The organism is Pseudomonas sp. S3_A09, from assembly GCF_054668065.1.
This window is the reverse complement of the sequence record NZ_CP162752.1, coordinates 5,407,902-5,422,607: the sequence shown is the minus strand read 5'-3', so window position 1 is coordinate 5,422,607 and position 14,706 is coordinate 5,407,902. Positions and strand designations below refer to the sequence as shown.

Genomic DNA, 14,706 nt, shown 5'->3' with positions numbered 1-14,706 from the left:
GCGTATCCAGCTGCGCAAAGAATGGCACGCATCATAAGGGCGGACGCGCATTGCCACCACCGTTCAGCCCATGTTCAGCAAACGTCAAGGATTGTTGTTTAGCAATGAGTATCATTATGTTACAAATTAGCACCCTATCTAGTTGTGACGCGGTGCCGAATGCTCGTTCCTTTCCTCATCATGCTGCGCGAAGGCATTGAAGCCGCATTGATCGTTGGCATCATCGCCAGCTACCTGCAACAGACCGGCCGTGGCCAGTGGATGCCCGCCGTGTGGATCGGCGTGTTTCTCGCTGCTGCACTGGCCCTGCTGGTCGGAGGGGGCCTGGAACTGGTCAGCGCCGAGTTCCCGCAAAAACAGCAAGAATTGTTTGAAGGCGTGGTTGGCCTGGTCGCCGTGGGCATCCTTAGCTCCATGGTGTTCTGGATGCGCAAAGTGGCGCGGTCCATCAAGCATTCCTTGCACGAATCCCTAGACCACGCCCTGGCCGGTTCCAAACACCAGGTCACCGCGCTGATCCTCATGGTGTTTTTCGCCGTGGCCCGCGAAGGCCTGGAAACCGTGTTCTTCCTGCTGGCCGTGTTCCAACAGAGCGAAGGACCAGCCGCACCCATAGGCGCCCTGCTCGGCCTGATCCTCGCGATCATCGTCGGTTTCCTGATCTATACCGGCAGCATGCGCCTGAATCTGGGGGCGTTTTTCCGCTGGACCGGCCTGTTTATCCTGGTGGTGGCTGCCGGCATCCTCGCCAATTCGGTGCAGGCCCTGCATGAAGCAGGCGTGTGGAATCACCTGCAGACCGTGCTGTTCGACTTCAGTGCCGCGTTGCCCATGGACAGCCCGCTGGGCTCAGTACTGGCCGGGATGTTCGGCTATCAGGAAGCGCCGACCATCAGCACCCTCGGCGCCTACCTGATTTATCTGGTGGTGGCCTTGGTGATGTTCTTCCTGCCCACCGCACCGGCCACACCTTCTTCCGTTTCCAGCCAGTAAGGACCGCCTCTTGTCCAACCCTACTCCTCAGCCCTCCTCGCCACCCCGCGCCCTGCGCTGGGCCGTGGCGGGGTCGGTGGTCGTGATGATCGCTGCCGGTGGCCTGTTCTATTACGCTTCGCAACTGGCGGCCAGCAAGCGCCAGACCAACCACAATGAAATCGCGGTGACCCTCCATGGCCACGCCTGCGAGCCCAATGAACTGAGCGTGCCCGCTGGCCGCGCCAGCTTTCGCATCATCAACCGCTCCGACCGTGCAGTGGAATGGGAAATCCTCGACGGTGTGCTGGTGGTCGAAGAACGGGAAAACATCGCCCCAGGCCTGAGCCAGGTGATCAACGCCAACCTGCTGCCGGGCGACTACGCGATCACCTGCGGCTTGCTGAGCAATCCCCGCGGTACCTTGCACGTGACGCCGACCGCGGAATCCGACGCGCAAGCCAAGGCCAAGCCGTCGATGGTGGCGTTTATTGGGCCGCTGTCGGAGTTCCGTGTGTACCTGAGCGGCCAGGGCAGTGCATTGATCAAGGCCGTAACCGCGTTGCAACAAGCCATCGACGCTGGCGACCTGGCCCAGGCTCAAGCGCTCTACGTTCCGGCGCGCGAGGCTTACCAACGGCTGGCCCCGGCGTCGCAACGCCTGGCGGAGCTGGACAACGCGATCAACGCCCGCGCCGACTATTTTGAAAAGCGCGAGCAAGACCCGGCCTTCAGCGGTTTCCACCGGCTCGAATACAGCCTGTTCCAGCAACGCAGTCTCGACGGCTTGGCGCCGATTGCCCAGCGTCTGCTGACCGACGTCACCACCCTCAAGCAACAACTGCTCGCCCAGTCACTGCCGCCGGAGCAACTGGTCAGCATTGTGGTGCGCAACCTCAACAGCCTGGCCGATGTACGTGCCGTCAGTGGTGAAGAGGAACGCTACAGCCATGTCGACCTCAATGGTTTCGCCGCCAACCTGGAAGCTGCGCACAAAGTCGTCGACCTGATGCGCCCCTTGCTGACCAAGTCCGCCGCCGACCTGCTGCCTAACGTGGACAGCGCCCTTACGGCCTTCGACAGCCAACTCAACGAATTGAAAGTAGACGGCCAGTACCGCCACTACGACAGCGTCACCGCCGATCAGCGCCAGCAGATCGCCGACAAGGCCAAGGCTCTGGCCGCTGCACTCGATGGAATCGACCCCGCCCTTGGCCTTTCCGGCCTGAAGTGAAGACGACCGCACACATGAGTGATTCAGGACAATTTGACCACCAACGCCGCCGTGTCTTGCTGGGGATGGCCGCCACCGGCGCCGCCATTGCCGGCAGCGCCCTGACCTGCCCGGCCATGGCCGCCGCCGCGGAACAAGTCACCACCGCGCCGCGCAGCGACAAGACCCAGGATCACCACGACTTCTTCGGCATCCACCAGAGCGGTATCGTCACCCCGCGCCCGGCCTGCGGCATGCTTGTGGCATTCGATGTACTGGCCAGCGACCGCGAGGACCTGGAGCGCCTGTTCCGCACCTTGAACGCACGCATTGCCTTCCTGATGACCGGCGGCACCGTGCCGCAAGTCGACCCGAAACTGCCACCTACCGACTCCGGTATCCTCGGCCCGGTGGTCACGCCGGACAACCTGACCATTACCGTGTCCGTCGGCGAATCGCTGTTCGATGAGCGCTTCGGCCTTGGCGCGGTCAAGCCCAAACGCCTGAGCCGCATGGTTGGCTTCCCCAACGACGCCCTGGAACCGGCGCAGTGCCACGGTGACCTGAGCCTGCAGTTCAGCTCCAACACGCCGGACACCAATATCCACGCCCTGCGCGACATCGTGAAGAACCTGCCCGACCTGCTGCTGGTGCGCTGGAAACAGGAAGGCAGCGTGCCGCCCCAGGCACCGAGTAAACCCGGCGAACCCGCGCAGAGCGCACGCAACTTCCTCGGCTTCCGTGACGGTTCGGCCAACCCGAACTCCAACGACACCAAGGCCATGGATCAGATTGTGTGGGTGCAACCGGGCAGCGATGAACCGGCCTGGGCGGCCAATGGCAGCTATCAGGCCGTGCGCATCATCCGCAATTTCGTCGAGCGCTGGGACCGTACCCCGCTGCAAGAACAGGAAAGCATCATCGGCCGCATCAAGCCGACCGGCGCACCCATGGACGGCGACAAAGAAACCCAGGTGCCCGACTACAGCAAGGACCCGGAAAGCAAGGTGACCAAGCTCGATGCCCACATTCGCCTGGCCAACCCGCGCACCCCGCAGACTCAGGCCAACCTGATCCTGCGTCGACCGTTCAACTACTCCAACGGCGTCAACAAAAACGGTCAGCTGGACATGGGGCTGTTGTTCATCTGCTACCAGGCTGACCTGGAGAAAGGCTTTATCAGCGTGCAAACCCGGCTCAACGGCGAGCCCCTGGAGGAATACCTCAAGCCGGTCGGCGGCGGGTACTTCTTCACCTTGCCGGGGGTCACGGGACCGAAGGATTTCATCGGGCGCACGCTGCTGGCTGCAACGCACCCCCACACCACTGCCCAGACCTAAAACACACCCCAGAGCGGAAACCGTCCCATGAAAAAGTCGTCTATCGCGTTGTCGTTATTGCTGACCCTTTCGCCGTTGGCAGCCTTCGCCGCTACCGCGCCGCTGGACCTGGTCGGGCCGGTGTCGGACTACAAAATCTACGTCACCGAAGAAATCGGCGAGCTGGTAACCCAGACCCAAGCCTTTACCGACGCCATCAACAAGGGCGACCTGGCCACCGCCAAGAAACTCTACGCGCCGACCCGCGTGCACTATGAGTCCATCGAGCCGATCGCCGAGCTGTTCAGCGACCTCGACGCATCCATCGACTCCCGCGTCGACGATCATGAAAAGGGCGTGACCGCCGATGACTTCACCGGCTTCCACCGCATCGAGTATGTACTGTTCTCGCAGAACACTACCCAAGGCCTGGAAGAGCTGACTGCCAAGCTCAACACCGACGTCAACGACCTCAAGACGCGCGTCGATGGCCTGACTTTCCCACCGGAAAAAGTCGTAGGTGGTGCCGCAGCCCTGCTTGAAGAAGTCGCCGCCACCAAGATCTCCGGTGAAGAAGACCGCTACAGCCATACCGACCTGTATGACTTCCAGGGCAACATCGACGGCGCGAAGAAAATCGTCGACCTGTTCCGTGGCCAGATCGAGAAACAAGACAAAGCCTTCCTGGCCAAGGTCGACAAGAACTTCGCCACCGTGGACAAGATCCTGGCCAAGTACAAAACCAAGGACGGTGGTTTCGAGACCTACGACAAGGTCAAGGAAAACGACCGCAAGGCCCTGGTGGGCCCGGTCAACACCCTGGCGGAAGACCTGTCCACCTTGCGTGGCAAGCTGGGCTTGAACTAAGCGACAGACAAAAAAGACCCAGTCCCCGGTTGAAGGGGCTGGGTCTTTTTTTGCCTGCAGGTTTACAGGATGCGGTACAGCAATCGTTCGATACGAACGCGGCTGACCCGGCGCAGGAACTTGCCAACGGCCTCCGGGTAGTCCGGCAGTGTTTGCAGGTCCTGATAACGCTCGATACGCGTGGTGTGCTGGAAAATCTGCGCCAGTTCGGTGCGTCGCGGCACCAGCCACTCATGCTTGGGATCATCGATCAACAACGCGTTTTCCAGGTCGAGGCGGAACGCGCGCGGGTTGAGGTTGTTACCGGTGAGCAAGGTGTAGCGCTGGTCGATCCACATGCCTTTGAGGTGGTACGTGTTGTCACCGTCGCGCCACAGGTGCAGGTTCAACTGGCCGCTGTCGATCATCGGCTGATGGCGCTTGGCAAAGCGGCGCAAGCTGATTTCGTAGAGGTAGGGCAGCGCAGCAATGACCTTGAACGGCTCGCTGGGCGGGATGTAGAAATCGTTGGCGGTCTTGTCGCCGACAACGATGTCGATCTTCACCCCACGTGCCAGGGCGCGGTTGATTTCGCGGGTGACCGGCAGCGGCAGGTTGAAGTACGGAGTACAGATGGTCAGCTGATGCTGGGCGCTGGCAATCAGTTCGAGGATCACCCGGTTCAGGGGGTTGTTCTTGCCGACCCCGAGCAAGGGGCTGACCGACAGTTGACCATTGGGCAACTGCCCCGCCGTGGTGTCGTAAGTCGCGTGTTTCAGGCGGCTGCGCAAATCGCCGATGTCGTTGCGCAGGCTACGGGTGGTGGGCGGATTGGGCAGGTCCAGGCGATTGACCGCCTTGGATGCCACCAGGCCGTGCTCCACCAGGTGCTGCATGGAATCGGCGAGCGCTTTGTTGTGGATCAGGTGGTAGCGGTCGAAACGGTACTTGTCGAATTTGTGCAAGTACACATTGTTCAGGCTGGCGCCGCTGTACAGCACCGAGTCATCGATCACGAAGCCCTTGAGGTGCAGCACGCCGAACAACTCGCGGGTTTGCACCGGCACGCCGTACACCGGCACTTCGCTGCTGTGGCGCTGGGTCATGGCCTGGTACCAGGCGCTGTTGCCGGGCTGCTTGCCGGCACCGATCAAGCCGCGCTGGGCACGCAACCAGTCAACCACCACCACGATGTCGAGTTCCGGCCGCGCAGCCTTGGCGGCGTGCAGGGCGTCGTAGATCTCCTGCCCCGCTTCGTCCTGCTGCAAGTACAGCGCGACGATATAGATGCGCCGGGTGGCCTGGGCAATCTTCTCCAGCAGGCAGCGACGATAAGCGTCTGCGCTGGACAGTACCTCAAGGGCGTCGGGACTGAGGGGGAAACCGCGCAGTTTGGGCAGCAGGGAGCGTTTGAAGAACGACGGCATAAGGCTCGCAATGGGTCGAATCCGAAGAGGCCCCGAGCTTACACCATGGGGGTGCTCAGGTCTCGCTGCGGCGCATGGAAAAATGTTAATTGACTATGAAGAACGATCGTTCTACTGTTAGCCACATGAACGAAATGAACCGCAATGAAACCCGCGACATTATTCTCGACGTTACTGAGAAGTTGATCTATCGCCATGGCATCGCCGCCACGGGCATGGACTTTCTGGTGAAGACCGCCGGTGTCTCGAGAAAAAGTATTTACCGCTACTTTGCCAATAAAGACGAATTGGTGATTGCCGCCCTGCAACGTCGCGATGAACGCTGGATGCAGTGGCTGCGCGATGAAGTCGAACGCCGTGAAGGCACGGGAGAACGCCTGCTGGCGCTGTTCAGCGCGCTCAAGGATTGGTTCGGCACCGCCGACTTCCGTGGCTGTGCCTTCATCAACACCAGTGGCGAAACCGGTGACCCACGCGACCCGGTGCGCCTGCTGGCCAAGGCCCATAAACAGAAACTGTTCGAGTACGCACTTGAACTGTGTCAAGCACATGGCACCCCCGACCCCGAGCGGCAGGCCGCGCAACTGCTGATCCTGATCGATGGCGCCATTACCGTTGCCCTAGTGATGGGCGATTCAACAGCTGCCGATAATGCGCAATGCATGGCGCGAACGTTATTGGGACTTTGAACCCGCTGGTAGGCGCAACTTCCGATAAACCTTATTCATTGAGGAACCGTCCAATGTCATCGACTGCAGAAACACGTCCGCCACTGCCGCCGTTCACTCGCGCGTCGGCCATCGAAAAAGTACGCCTGGCCGAAGACGGCTGGAACTCCCGCGACCCGCAGCGGGTGTCCCTGGCGTACACGCTGGACACCCAGTGGCGCAACCGCGCCGAATTCGCGCATAACCGCGAAGAAGCCAAAGGTTTTCTTACTCGCAAGTGGGCAAAGGAACTGGACTACCGGCTGATCAAGGAGTTGTGGGCGTTTACCGATAACCGCATCGCGGTGCGCTATGCCTATGAATGGCACGACGATTCGGGCAACTGGTTCCGCTCCTACGGCAACGAGAACTGGGAATTCGACGAGAATGGCCTGATGGCCAATCGTTTTGCCTGCATCAACGACCTGCCGATCAAAGAAAGCGAGCGCAAGTTCCACTGGCCGCTGGGCCGGCGCCCGGATGATCATCCAGGGCTGTCCGAGCTAGGGCTGTAAAACAGTTGGGGCCGGTTTGCCGGCCCCAACGCTTAGTCCTGGTTCAACCCCACTCGATACAGCACGCCATCCTCCTCATCCGTCAGTACATACAGAAAGCCATCCGGCCCCTGTCGTACATCGCGGATGCGCGCCTTCAGCCCACCGAGCAAGCGTTCCTCATGGATCACCTTGTCGCCATCAAACTGCAAGCGGATCAACTCCTGGGTGGCCAACGCACCAATAAACACGTTGTGCTGCCAGGGCTTGAAGCGATCCGCATCGTAAAACGCCATGCCGCTGATACCCGGTGATTTTTCCCACACGTGATGCGGCGGTACTGTGCCCTCCACCGTTTTGCCTTTGGCTTCGGGAATCGGTGTCAGCGAGTAGTTGATGCCGTGGGTTGCCAACGGCCAACCATAATTCTTGCCCCGCTCGATGATGTTGATCTCATCCCCCCCACGCGGCCCATGTTCGTTTTCCCAGATCGTGCCGCTCCACGGGTTAAGCGCCAGTCCCTGGGGGTTGCGCTGGCCGTAGGACCAGATCTCCGGACGTACGCCTTGCTGACCGACGAAGGGGTTGTCATCCGGTACGCGGCCATCCGGGTAGATGCGTACGACCTTGCCCTGCAGCTTGTCCAAGTCCTGGGCGGTCGGACGATCGTTGTTTTCCCCCAGGGTCACGAACAGGTAACCATCGCGGTCGAAGGCCAGGCGCGAGCCGAAGTGGTTGCCGGTCGACAGCTTGGGCTCCTGGCGCAGGATCACCTTGAAGTCGGTCAAGCCACTGAGGTCAGCCGCCAGGCGCCCTCGGCCCACCGCGGTGCCGGCGGTACCGTCCTTGCCGCCACCTTCGGCGTAGGACAGGTAGACCGTGCGGTCCTCCTTGAAGTCCGGCGACAAGACCACATCCAGCAAACCGCCCTGCCCTTTGGCCCAGACTTCAGGCACCCCCTTCAGTGGCGCGGACAGCTTGCCGTCGGGGCTGACAAAGCGCAGGTGGCCAGGGCGTTCAGTCACCAGGAAGCCTTGCTTGTCCGGCAGAAAGGCCACCGCCCATGGGTGGTCCAGGCCTTTGGCGATCGGCGTGGCGCTGATGCTGCCCTGTTCACTGGGGAACTGCTGGGCGTCGGCGGCGTAAGCTGCCGTCAACGGCAGCAGCGTGGTGGCGCAAAGGGCGGCTAGCAGGCTTTTGCGTAGAAACATAAGGCGGAATCCTTACCGGCGATTGCCGTTGGCATCATAAGTGGGGGCTTTGGTTTCGGTGGCTGGGCGGCTGGGCGCGGCATTGCGTTTGGGATAGCTATTGCCGATACCGCCGTTTTCCAGGGTCGGCGTGCGCGTAGTCGGCCCGGTCTGGATACCGCGGACCGCCGGAGCATTCTGTTGGGTACCCTGCATGCTATTGGGATTGGCCCGGTGGATCGGGCCGTTGTTGCCGTTGTTGTTACCGGGCAGGTTTTGCGCCTGGACCATAGGAACAAGGGCCAGACCCAACAACAGGGCTGCAACGTGACGCCTGCAACTGTTCATGACGAAGCCTCTCTGGGGCGAGGAGTACGTGCTTTCGATAACACGCTACGCCTTGGGTTCGGCTTTCGACACTAAATAGTTTCTCATCAGGTGTAACACGATCTGTCCGCGCATCTGACCGGAGAAACTTTTCCCGCCGCTTTCCAGTCACCAGAACACAGCCTCTTCGTAAGGAATCGCACTTATGCCACGGGCAATCTGGAAAGGCGCCATCAGCTTTGGCCTGGTACACATCCCGGTCTCACTGGTCTCGGCCACCTCCTCTCAAGGCGTCGACTTTGATTGGCTGGACAAACGCAGCATGGACCCGGTGGGTTACAAACGCATCAACAAGACCACCGGTAAGGAAGTGACAAAGGACAACATTGTCAAAGGCGTTGCGTTCGAGAAAGGCCGCTACGTGGTGCTCAGCGAAGAGGAAATCCGCTCGGCCCACCCCAAATCGACCCAGACCATCGAGATCATCGCGTTTGTCGCCAGCGACCAGATCCCATTGCAGAACATCGACACCCCCTACTTCCTCGCGCCGGATAAGCGTGGCGGCAAGGTCTACGCATTGCTAAGGGAAACCCTCAGGAAAACCCGCAAAGTGGCCCTGGCCAATGTCGTGCTGCACACCAAGCAGCACCTGGCGGCCTTGATGCCGTTGGACTCGGCACTTGTGCTGGTAATGCTGCGCTGGCCTGCCGAAGTGCGCAGCCTGGACGAACTGGAGCTGGGCAGCGACGTGACCAAGCCGAGCCTGGCCAAGGGCGAGCTGGACATGGCCAAGCGCCTGGTGGACGACATGAGCGCCGACTGGCAGCCCGACGACTACCGCGACAGTTTCCAGGAAAAAATCATGGCGCTGGTGGCCAAAAAGGCCAAGGCCGGCAAGATCGAGGATGTGGAAACCAGCAAAGACAGCGAAGAACGCAAGTCCGCCGATGTGATCGACCTGACGGAACTGCTCAAGCGTAGCCTGGCCGGCAAACCCACGAAGAAGCCTGCCGCGAAGAAATCCACCAAGGCCTCCTAAGTCATGTCCAAGCCCTTGAGCGAATACAACCGCAAACGTGATTTCGGGATAACCGCCGAACCGGCAGGCAGTGCGCCAGCAGGCAAACGCAAAGCCTCGGCGCTGTCGTTTGTGATTCAAAAGCATGACGCACGCAACCTGCACTATGACTTCCGCCTGGAGCTCGACGGCGTACTGCTCAGTTGGGCCGTCCCCAAAGGCCCGAGCCTGGATCCCAGCCACAAGCGCCTGGCCGTCCACGTCGAAGATCATCCCCTGAGCTATGGCGGCTTTGAAGGCAGCATTCCAGCGGGTCAGTACGGTGCAGGCGATGTCATCGTGTGGGACCGCGGCATCTGGCAGCCCCACGATGAGCCCCGCAAGGCCTACGCAGCCGGCAAGCTCAAATTCACCCTGGTCGGCGAGAAGCTCTCCGGTGACTGGGCGCTGGTGCGCACGCGCTTGAAGGGCAGCGGCGACAAGGAACAATGGCTGCTGATCAAGGAAAAGGACCCACAGGCGCGCTCGGCCGACGACTACGATATCGTCCAGGCCCAGCCGAACAGCGTGCTCAGCGATGCCTCAGTGGGCAAACCCAAGACGCGGGCCAAGGCCAGGAAAACCGCCCTCCCCGAGCAATTCACCCCACAATTGGCCACCCTGGTGGATCGTGCACCCGAGGGCGATTGGCAATACGAAATCAAGTTCGACGGCTACCGCATGCTCGCACGTATCCAAGCGGGTGAGGTGCGCCTGTTCACCCGCAACGGGCACGACTGGACCGAGTGTCTGCCGCGTCAGGTCAAGGCCTTGCAGGCACTGAAGCTCAAGGACAGCTGGCTGGATGGTGAGGTGGTCAGCCTCAATGGCGACGGCCTGCCGGACTTTCAGGCGCTGCAAAATGCCTTCGATATCGGCCGCAGCCTGGACATTGTCTACTACTTGTTTGACGCGCCCTTTCTCAATGGCGAGGACCAACGCCAGGCGCCGGTCGAGGAACGCCGCGCCGCCCTAAAGGAGGCACTGGCCGGTAGCCGCAGCACATTGCTGCGCTATTCCGAAGCGTTTACCGCGCACCACCGGGACATCTTTGAAAGCGCCTGCGACTTGGCCCTCGAAGGCGTGATCGGTAAGCGCCTGGGCAGCCCGTACGTTTCCCGTCGAAGTGCCGACTGGATCAAACTCAAATGCCGGCTGTCCCAGGAATTCGTGATCGTCGGTTACACCCGGCCCCAGGGTTCACGCAGTGGCTTCGGCGCGCTGTTGCTGGCGGTGAATAACGACACGGGCCTGGTGTACGCGGGCCGTGTGGGAACGGGTTTCGATCAGGCGGCGCTGAAAGCCATTTACGCACAGCTCACACCGCTGGAGTGCGAGACGTCACCCCTGGCGAAGCCACTGTCCAGCGCCCAAGCGCGTGGTGTGCATTCGGTCAAACCGACGTTGGTCGCGCAGGTGCAGTTTGCCGAGTGGACGCGCGAAGGCGTGGTCCGCCAGGCAGTGTTTGTCGGGCTGCGCACCGACAAGCCGGTGGCGCAGGTTGTTCATGAGCAACCACGCACGGTCCACTCAAAGAAGCCGGTGAAAAAAACCAGTCGCGATGTGAACATCACCCACCCAGACCGTGTGATCGATAAACAAAGCGGCACACAAAAACAGCAACTCGCGCAATTCTACGACACCATCAGCCAATGGATTTTGCCCTTCCTGCGCCATCGTCCTGTCTCACTGCTGAGAGCGCCCGAGGGTATCGAAGGCGAGCAATTCTTCCAGAAACACTCGGAGCGTCTGGCCATTCCCAACATCAAGCAATTGGATCAGTCTCTCGATCCTGGCCATGCACGCCTGATGGAAATCGACAACGTCGGCGCATTGATCGGCGCAGTACAAATGGGCAGCGTGGAGTTTCACCCCTGGGGCGCCACCTCGGACAAGATCGAAACCCCGGACCTGTTTGTGCTCGATCTCGACCCGGACCCGGCACTGCCCTGGAAAGCCATGCTGGAGGCCGCGCAACTCACCCTGTCGGTTTTGGATGAGCTGGGGTTGCAAGCCTTCGTCAAAACCAGCGGCGGCAAGGGCCTGCACCTGATCGTGCCGTTGGCGCGCCGAGACAATTGGGAGACCGTCAAGGCGTTCGCCAAGGGCATCGCCCAGTTCATGACCGAGCAGTTGCCCGAACGTTTTACCGCGACATCGGGCCCCAAAAACCGGGTCGGCAAGATCTTTATCGATTACCTGCGCAATGCCCGCGGTGCCAGCACCGTAGCGGCGTATTCCGTGCGCGCACGGCCTGGCTTGCCAGTGTCGGTACCGGTCAGCCGCGAGGAGTTGGAGGGGTTACGCGGTGCGCAACAATGGACCGTCGCCAATGTGCTGCAGCGCTTGAACGCTTTGAAAGCGGACCCCTGGGCGGGGTATGCCAATCGCCAGAAGATCAGCAAGAAGATGTGGGACAAACTGGGCGCCCATCCACCGGAATGAATGGCGCCCACAAAGCGATCCTCAGATCAGCAGGAAAATAGCTGCCAATCCAGCGAAGATCGCCCATTTTTCCAGGTAGTAGCGCGTACGATTGCGCTTTTTCAGTTCCTTGCCACGCAGGCGGATCTTGTACAGACGCGTGAAGGCGCGATTGAGCCCGCCGGTCTTGTCACCCGCATCGTTGGGCGAACCTGCAGCCGCCATCACGTTACGGCTGAACCAGCGGTTGAACGCAGCCGCCCAGCGGTATTTCATCGGCCGCTCGATGTCGCAGAACAGGATGATGCGGTTCTGCTGCGTGGTGTTTTCGGCGTAGTGGATGTAGGTCTCGTCAAACATCACCGGCTCGCCATCACGCCAGTAATAGTTCTCGCCATCCACATTGATGTAGCAGCCAGGATCGTTCGGGGTGTCCAGGCCCAAGTGGTAGCGGTACGAGCCGGCATAGGGGTCACGGTGGCGCACCAGCTTGGAGCCCGGCGGCAGCTCGGCGAACATCGCGGCCTTGATCGAACCGATGCTCTGCACCAGCTCAGTGGTGCGCGGGCACAGCTTCATCGCTGAAGGGTGACTGTCGCCATACCATTTCAGGTAGAAACGCTTCCAACCCGACTTGAAGAACGAGTTGAAACCCACGTCGTTGTACTGATCCGAGCGCTTGATCTCCCCGGCACGCATCAGGTTCTGGCCTTCCAGGCGAATTTCTTCCCAATGTTCCTGGAGCGGACTCAGGTCGGGAAAATCACTGGGTGACAGATACGGTCGGCTGGGCAGCTTGGAGAAGAGATAGAGAAAGCAGTTGATCGGTGCCAGGAAGGTCGAATGATCACTGAGCTGGCGACCCAGCTTGTGCCGCACCCGGCCGCGCAGATGTACATACGCAATCGAGGCAACGTAAAGAACAACAATGATGAGTTTCAAGGGATTTCGTCACACGTCAGAAGAGAACAGGCTGCTCCTGCGTGCCCACAACGGCCGAGGTTGGATAGCAGCACCTGAAATCACAATTCACACAGTCGGCACGACCCGTTTAGGTACAACGGGTTGATGGCCATTGGCAGTTATTTAGCCACAGGTTGTAACCAAAAGTTAACTAAGAATTGTGAAAAGCTGTCGCGTGAGTGTGTTGGGCGCAAGGGTCGACAAGTGTCAGCCTTGGCTATGCGCAGGCAACCATCCAGTGGTAAAAAGCAGCCCCAGCACCTAAAAGGAATGTGTATGCCCTCCCTGATAGACCCGGATGTTCAAGCCCTCCAAGGCGCCTGGGAGCAGACGTCATTGGAAGACAATGGCGTGCTCAACCCCGTCGACGCCCACAGCGCCCCCGGGGCACTGACCACGATTACCGACGACCGCTTTGAAGTGAGGACCACCTCGGGCGAAGTGTTGCTGGCGGGCCGATTCTCCCTCGACAGCAGCACCGTCCCTAAAACCATTACCTGGATCGATTCCATCGGCGAGGATGCAGGTAAGCACTTGCCCGCCAGTTATCGGCTCGACAGGGATGAGTTTGTTTTCATTGCAGCGGATGAAGGCATGCCCAGGCCGACCACATTCAGTACCGGTCCCGGGCAGACCATGCGCACGTTCGTGCGGCGCACCTGAGGGGCAGGCCCTACAAGTTTGCGACGGCATTTTCACGAAGCCTTCACTTTCGGACCTATAGGGTGAAACTTACCTACTCCAGTGAATCCCTTGGCCCGCCTCCCCTCGCGGGCCTTTTTTTGCCTGTGGCACCCCATGACGTTATCCGGGACGTTTGGTGGCGGTCAGCGTAAAACACATCGGCAATTGCGCAGGCTGGTGCTCGTACTGGTCGTACAGTTCTTCGCGGTTGGAGTGCGGATACTCCTGGAGGTTTGTGATCTGCAGGTCTGCGCGGATAGCGGCACTGACCACGTCGCCCAGGGTGTGCACGTACCAATAGGACGTTGGCCCGGCCACTTCGCCCTGCCCTTCGTAGACAATCGACTCCTGCAGCACAAACGGCTCGCGCTGAAAGTAGGAACTGGCCGGCAGGAAAGGGTTTGGCGCCCGTGGATCAAATACCTCCAGAAACGGATGGGTTTCATACATCACCAACGTGCCGCCGGGCTTCAAGGTGCTGGCAACATGACGCATGAACTGCTCCACATCCGGCATCCAGCCCAGCACGCCGATAGTCACCAGAGCGATATCGAAGCGCGCCTGCAAAGAGTGCGGCAACTGGTGGATATCACTTTCTATGAACTCAGGGTTGTGCGGTGAGACTTCGGCCAGTTCACGGGCCTGTTGCAGAAACGCCTGGGATTGATCCACGCCCACGACCGAACGCGCGCCCAGGCCGTACAACGAAAGGCTTTCCCGGCCATTGTTACAGCACAGTTGCACCACATCCTTACCGACTACCCCAACGTCTTGCAGCACGCCGGTAAGCGTGGGGTCCAGGCAAGAAAAGTCAGCGGCGCCGACACTGTTGAGCAGCACGTTCCAGGTGTCGCTGGTTTTGTGCAGGCTGGCGGATTGGTCCCAGGCGTCCTTGTTGCTGGCAATCGCCTGTTGAGCCGAGGGCATGTCCATTGCGTCTCCAGATATTCAATACAGCGGGGCTGCGAAAATAAGCCAAGTGCTCTCGGATTAAAACCCCGCGAAGCGGGCGAAACTTAACGCAGGCCCCACGGGTCATTATCGCAATGCGTGTTCTGCCCTTGAACGCCATCTCCGAAGACC

14 protein-coding genes are annotated in these 14,706 nt (G+C 60.3%); 9 read left to right on the top strand and 5 right to left on the bottom strand.

Features of this window, described 5'->3' with window-relative positions:
• The first annotated feature begins 159 nt into the window (after nucleotides 1-159).
• Genes efeU through efeO (AB4N92_RS25250) form a run of 4 tightly spaced genes read left to right on the top strand, consistent with a single transcriptional unit; the run spans nucleotide 160 to nucleotide 4,371 of the window.
• Nucleotides 160-993 carry an iron uptake transporter permease EfeU gene (gene efeU / locus AB4N92_RS25265; RefSeq protein WP_010210603.1) on the top strand — a complete coding sequence of 278 codons (834 nt, stop codon included), beginning with the start codon at nucleotides 160-162 and terminating at the stop codon, nucleotides 991-993.
• Between the two features lie 10 nt (nucleotides 994-1,003).
• Nucleotides 1,004-2,206: an iron uptake system protein EfeO gene (efeO, locus tag AB4N92_RS25260; protein ID WP_044287144.1), complete on the top strand. Its 1,203-nt coding sequence runs from the start codon at nucleotides 1,004-1,006 to the stop codon at nucleotides 2,204-2,206.
• A gap of 14 nt (nucleotides 2,207-2,220) precedes the next feature.
• A complete protein-coding gene (efeB, locus tag AB4N92_RS25255; protein WP_236267297.1) occupies nucleotides 2,221-3,525 on the top strand; it encodes an iron uptake transporter deferrochelatase/peroxidase subunit in 1,305 nt (434 codons plus the stop codon).
• 27 nt (nucleotides 3,526-3,552) lie between these two features.
• Nucleotides 3,553-4,371 (top strand): iron uptake system protein EfeO, encoded by an 819-nt coding sequence (gene efeO, locus AB4N92_RS25250; RefSeq protein WP_010210607.1) that lies wholly within the window; start codon nucleotides 3,553-3,555, stop codon nucleotides 4,369-4,371.
• Nucleotides 4,372-4,433: 62 nt separating this feature from the next.
• On the opposite strand, the gene pssA is transcribed toward efeO (AB4N92_RS25250), so the two are convergent.
• Nucleotides 4,434-5,777 carry a CDP-diacylglycerol--serine O-phosphatidyltransferase gene (gene pssA / locus AB4N92_RS25245; RefSeq protein WP_021491988.1) on the bottom strand — a complete coding sequence of 448 codons (1,344 nt, stop codon included), beginning with the start codon at nucleotides 5,775-5,777 and terminating at the stop codon, nucleotides 4,434-4,436.
• Between the two features lie 125 nt (nucleotides 5,778-5,902).
• Here pssA and AB4N92_RS25240 point away from each other — a divergent pair, with 125 nt between their 5' ends.
• Together AB4N92_RS25240 and AB4N92_RS25235 are read left to right on the top strand one after the other, a co-directional pair.
• Nucleotides 5,903-6,466, top strand: coding sequence for a TetR/AcrR family transcriptional regulator (locus tag AB4N92_RS25240; protein ID WP_021491987.1), 564 nt, complete (start codon nucleotides 5,903-5,905; stop codon nucleotides 6,464-6,466).
• A gap of 53 nt (nucleotides 6,467-6,519) precedes the next feature.
• Nucleotides 6,520-6,999, top strand: a complete 480-nt coding sequence (locus AB4N92_RS25235; RefSeq protein WP_021491986.1) for a nuclear transport factor 2 family protein — start codon at nucleotides 6,520-6,522, stop codon at nucleotides 6,997-6,999.
• Nucleotides 7,000-7,031: 32 nt separating this feature from the next.
• On the opposite strand, the gene AB4N92_RS25230 is transcribed toward AB4N92_RS25235, so the two are convergent.
• On the bottom strand, nucleotides 7,032-8,189 hold the full coding sequence (locus tag AB4N92_RS25230; protein WP_010210611.1) for a PQQ-dependent sugar dehydrogenase: 1,158 nt from the start codon (nucleotides 8,187-8,189) through the stop codon (nucleotides 7,032-7,034).
• A gap of 12 nt (nucleotides 8,190-8,201) precedes the next feature.
• A complete protein-coding gene (locus tag AB4N92_RS25225) occupies nucleotides 8,202-8,516 on the bottom strand; it encodes a hypothetical protein (protein WP_010210612.1) in 315 nt (104 codons plus the stop codon).
• A gap of 184 nt (nucleotides 8,517-8,700) precedes the next feature.
• Between AB4N92_RS25225 and ku the strand changes: the two genes are divergently transcribed.
• Together ku and ligD are read left to right on the top strand one after the other, a co-directional pair.
• On the top strand, nucleotides 8,701-9,534 hold the full coding sequence (gene ku / locus AB4N92_RS25220; RefSeq protein ID WP_010210615.1) for a non-homologous end joining protein Ku: 834 nt from the start codon (nucleotides 8,701-8,703) through the stop codon (nucleotides 9,532-9,534).
• A 3-nt stretch (nucleotides 9,535-9,537) separates the two neighbouring features.
• Nucleotides 9,538-11,997 carry a DNA ligase D gene (gene ligD, locus AB4N92_RS25215; RefSeq protein ID WP_236267294.1) on the top strand — a complete coding sequence of 820 codons (2,460 nt, stop codon included), beginning with the start codon at nucleotides 9,538-9,540 and terminating at the stop codon, nucleotides 11,995-11,997.
• A gap of 21 nt (nucleotides 11,998-12,018) precedes the next feature.
• Here ligD and lpxO read toward each other — a convergent pair whose 3' ends face one another.
• Complete coding sequence (lpxO, locus tag AB4N92_RS25210) at nucleotides 12,019-12,918, bottom strand: lipid A hydroxylase LpxO (protein WP_010210619.1); 900 nt, start codon at nucleotides 12,916-12,918, stop codon at nucleotides 12,019-12,021.
• A gap of 297 nt (nucleotides 12,919-13,215) precedes the next feature.
• Here lpxO and AB4N92_RS25205 point away from each other — a divergent pair, with 297 nt between their 5' ends.
• Nucleotides 13,216-13,602, top strand: coding sequence for a TIGR03067 domain-containing protein (locus AB4N92_RS25205; RefSeq protein ID WP_010210620.1), 387 nt, complete (start codon nucleotides 13,216-13,218; stop codon nucleotides 13,600-13,602).
• Between the two features lie 141 nt (nucleotides 13,603-13,743).
• On the opposite strand, the gene AB4N92_RS25200 is transcribed toward AB4N92_RS25205, so the two are convergent.
• Complete coding sequence (locus tag AB4N92_RS25200) at nucleotides 13,744-14,556, bottom strand: class I SAM-dependent methyltransferase (protein ID WP_044287142.1); 813 nt, start codon at nucleotides 14,554-14,556, stop codon at nucleotides 13,744-13,746.
• Between the last annotated feature and the right edge of the window lie 150 nt (nucleotides 14,557-14,706).

Coding starts and splice junctions, on each gene's coding strand:
- efeU (WP_010210603.1), top strand. CDS start 160: ATGCTCGTTCCTTTCCTCATCATGCTGCGCGAAGGCATTGAAGCCGCA.
- efeB (WP_236267297.1), top strand. CDS start 2,221: ATGAGTGATTCAGGACAATTTGACCACCAACGCCGCCGTGTCTTGCTG.
- efeO (WP_010210607.1), top strand. CDS start 3,553: ATGAAAAAGTCGTCTATCGCGTTGTCGTTATTGCTGACCCTTTCGCCG.
- pssA (WP_021491988.1), bottom strand. CDS start 5,777: ATGCCGTCGTTCTTCAAACGCTCCCTGCTGCCCAAACTGCGCGGTTTC.
- AB4N92_RS25240 (WP_021491987.1), top strand. CDS start 5,903: ATGAACGAAATGAACCGCAATGAAACCCGCGACATTATTCTCGACGTT.
- AB4N92_RS25235 (WP_021491986.1), top strand. CDS start 6,520: ATGTCATCGACTGCAGAAACACGTCCGCCACTGCCGCCGTTCACTCGC.
- AB4N92_RS25230 (WP_010210611.1), bottom strand. CDS start 8,189: ATGTTTCTACGCAAAAGCCTGCTAGCCGCCCTTTGCGCCACCACGCTG.
- AB4N92_RS25225 (WP_010210612.1), bottom strand. CDS start 8,516: ATGAACAGTTGCAGGCGTCACGTTGCAGCCCTGTTGTTGGGTCTGGCC.
- ku (WP_010210615.1), top strand. CDS start 8,701: ATGCCACGGGCAATCTGGAAAGGCGCCATCAGCTTTGGCCTGGTACAC.
- ligD (WP_236267294.1), top strand. CDS start 9,538: ATGTCCAAGCCCTTGAGCGAATACAACCGCAAACGTGATTTCGGGATA.
- AB4N92_RS25205 (WP_010210620.1), top strand. CDS start 13,216: ATGCCCTCCCTGATAGACCCGGATGTTCAAGCCCTCCAAGGCGCCTGG.
- AB4N92_RS25200 (WP_044287142.1), bottom strand. CDS start 14,556: ATGGACATGCCCTCGGCTCAACAGGCGATTGCCAGCAACAAGGACGCC.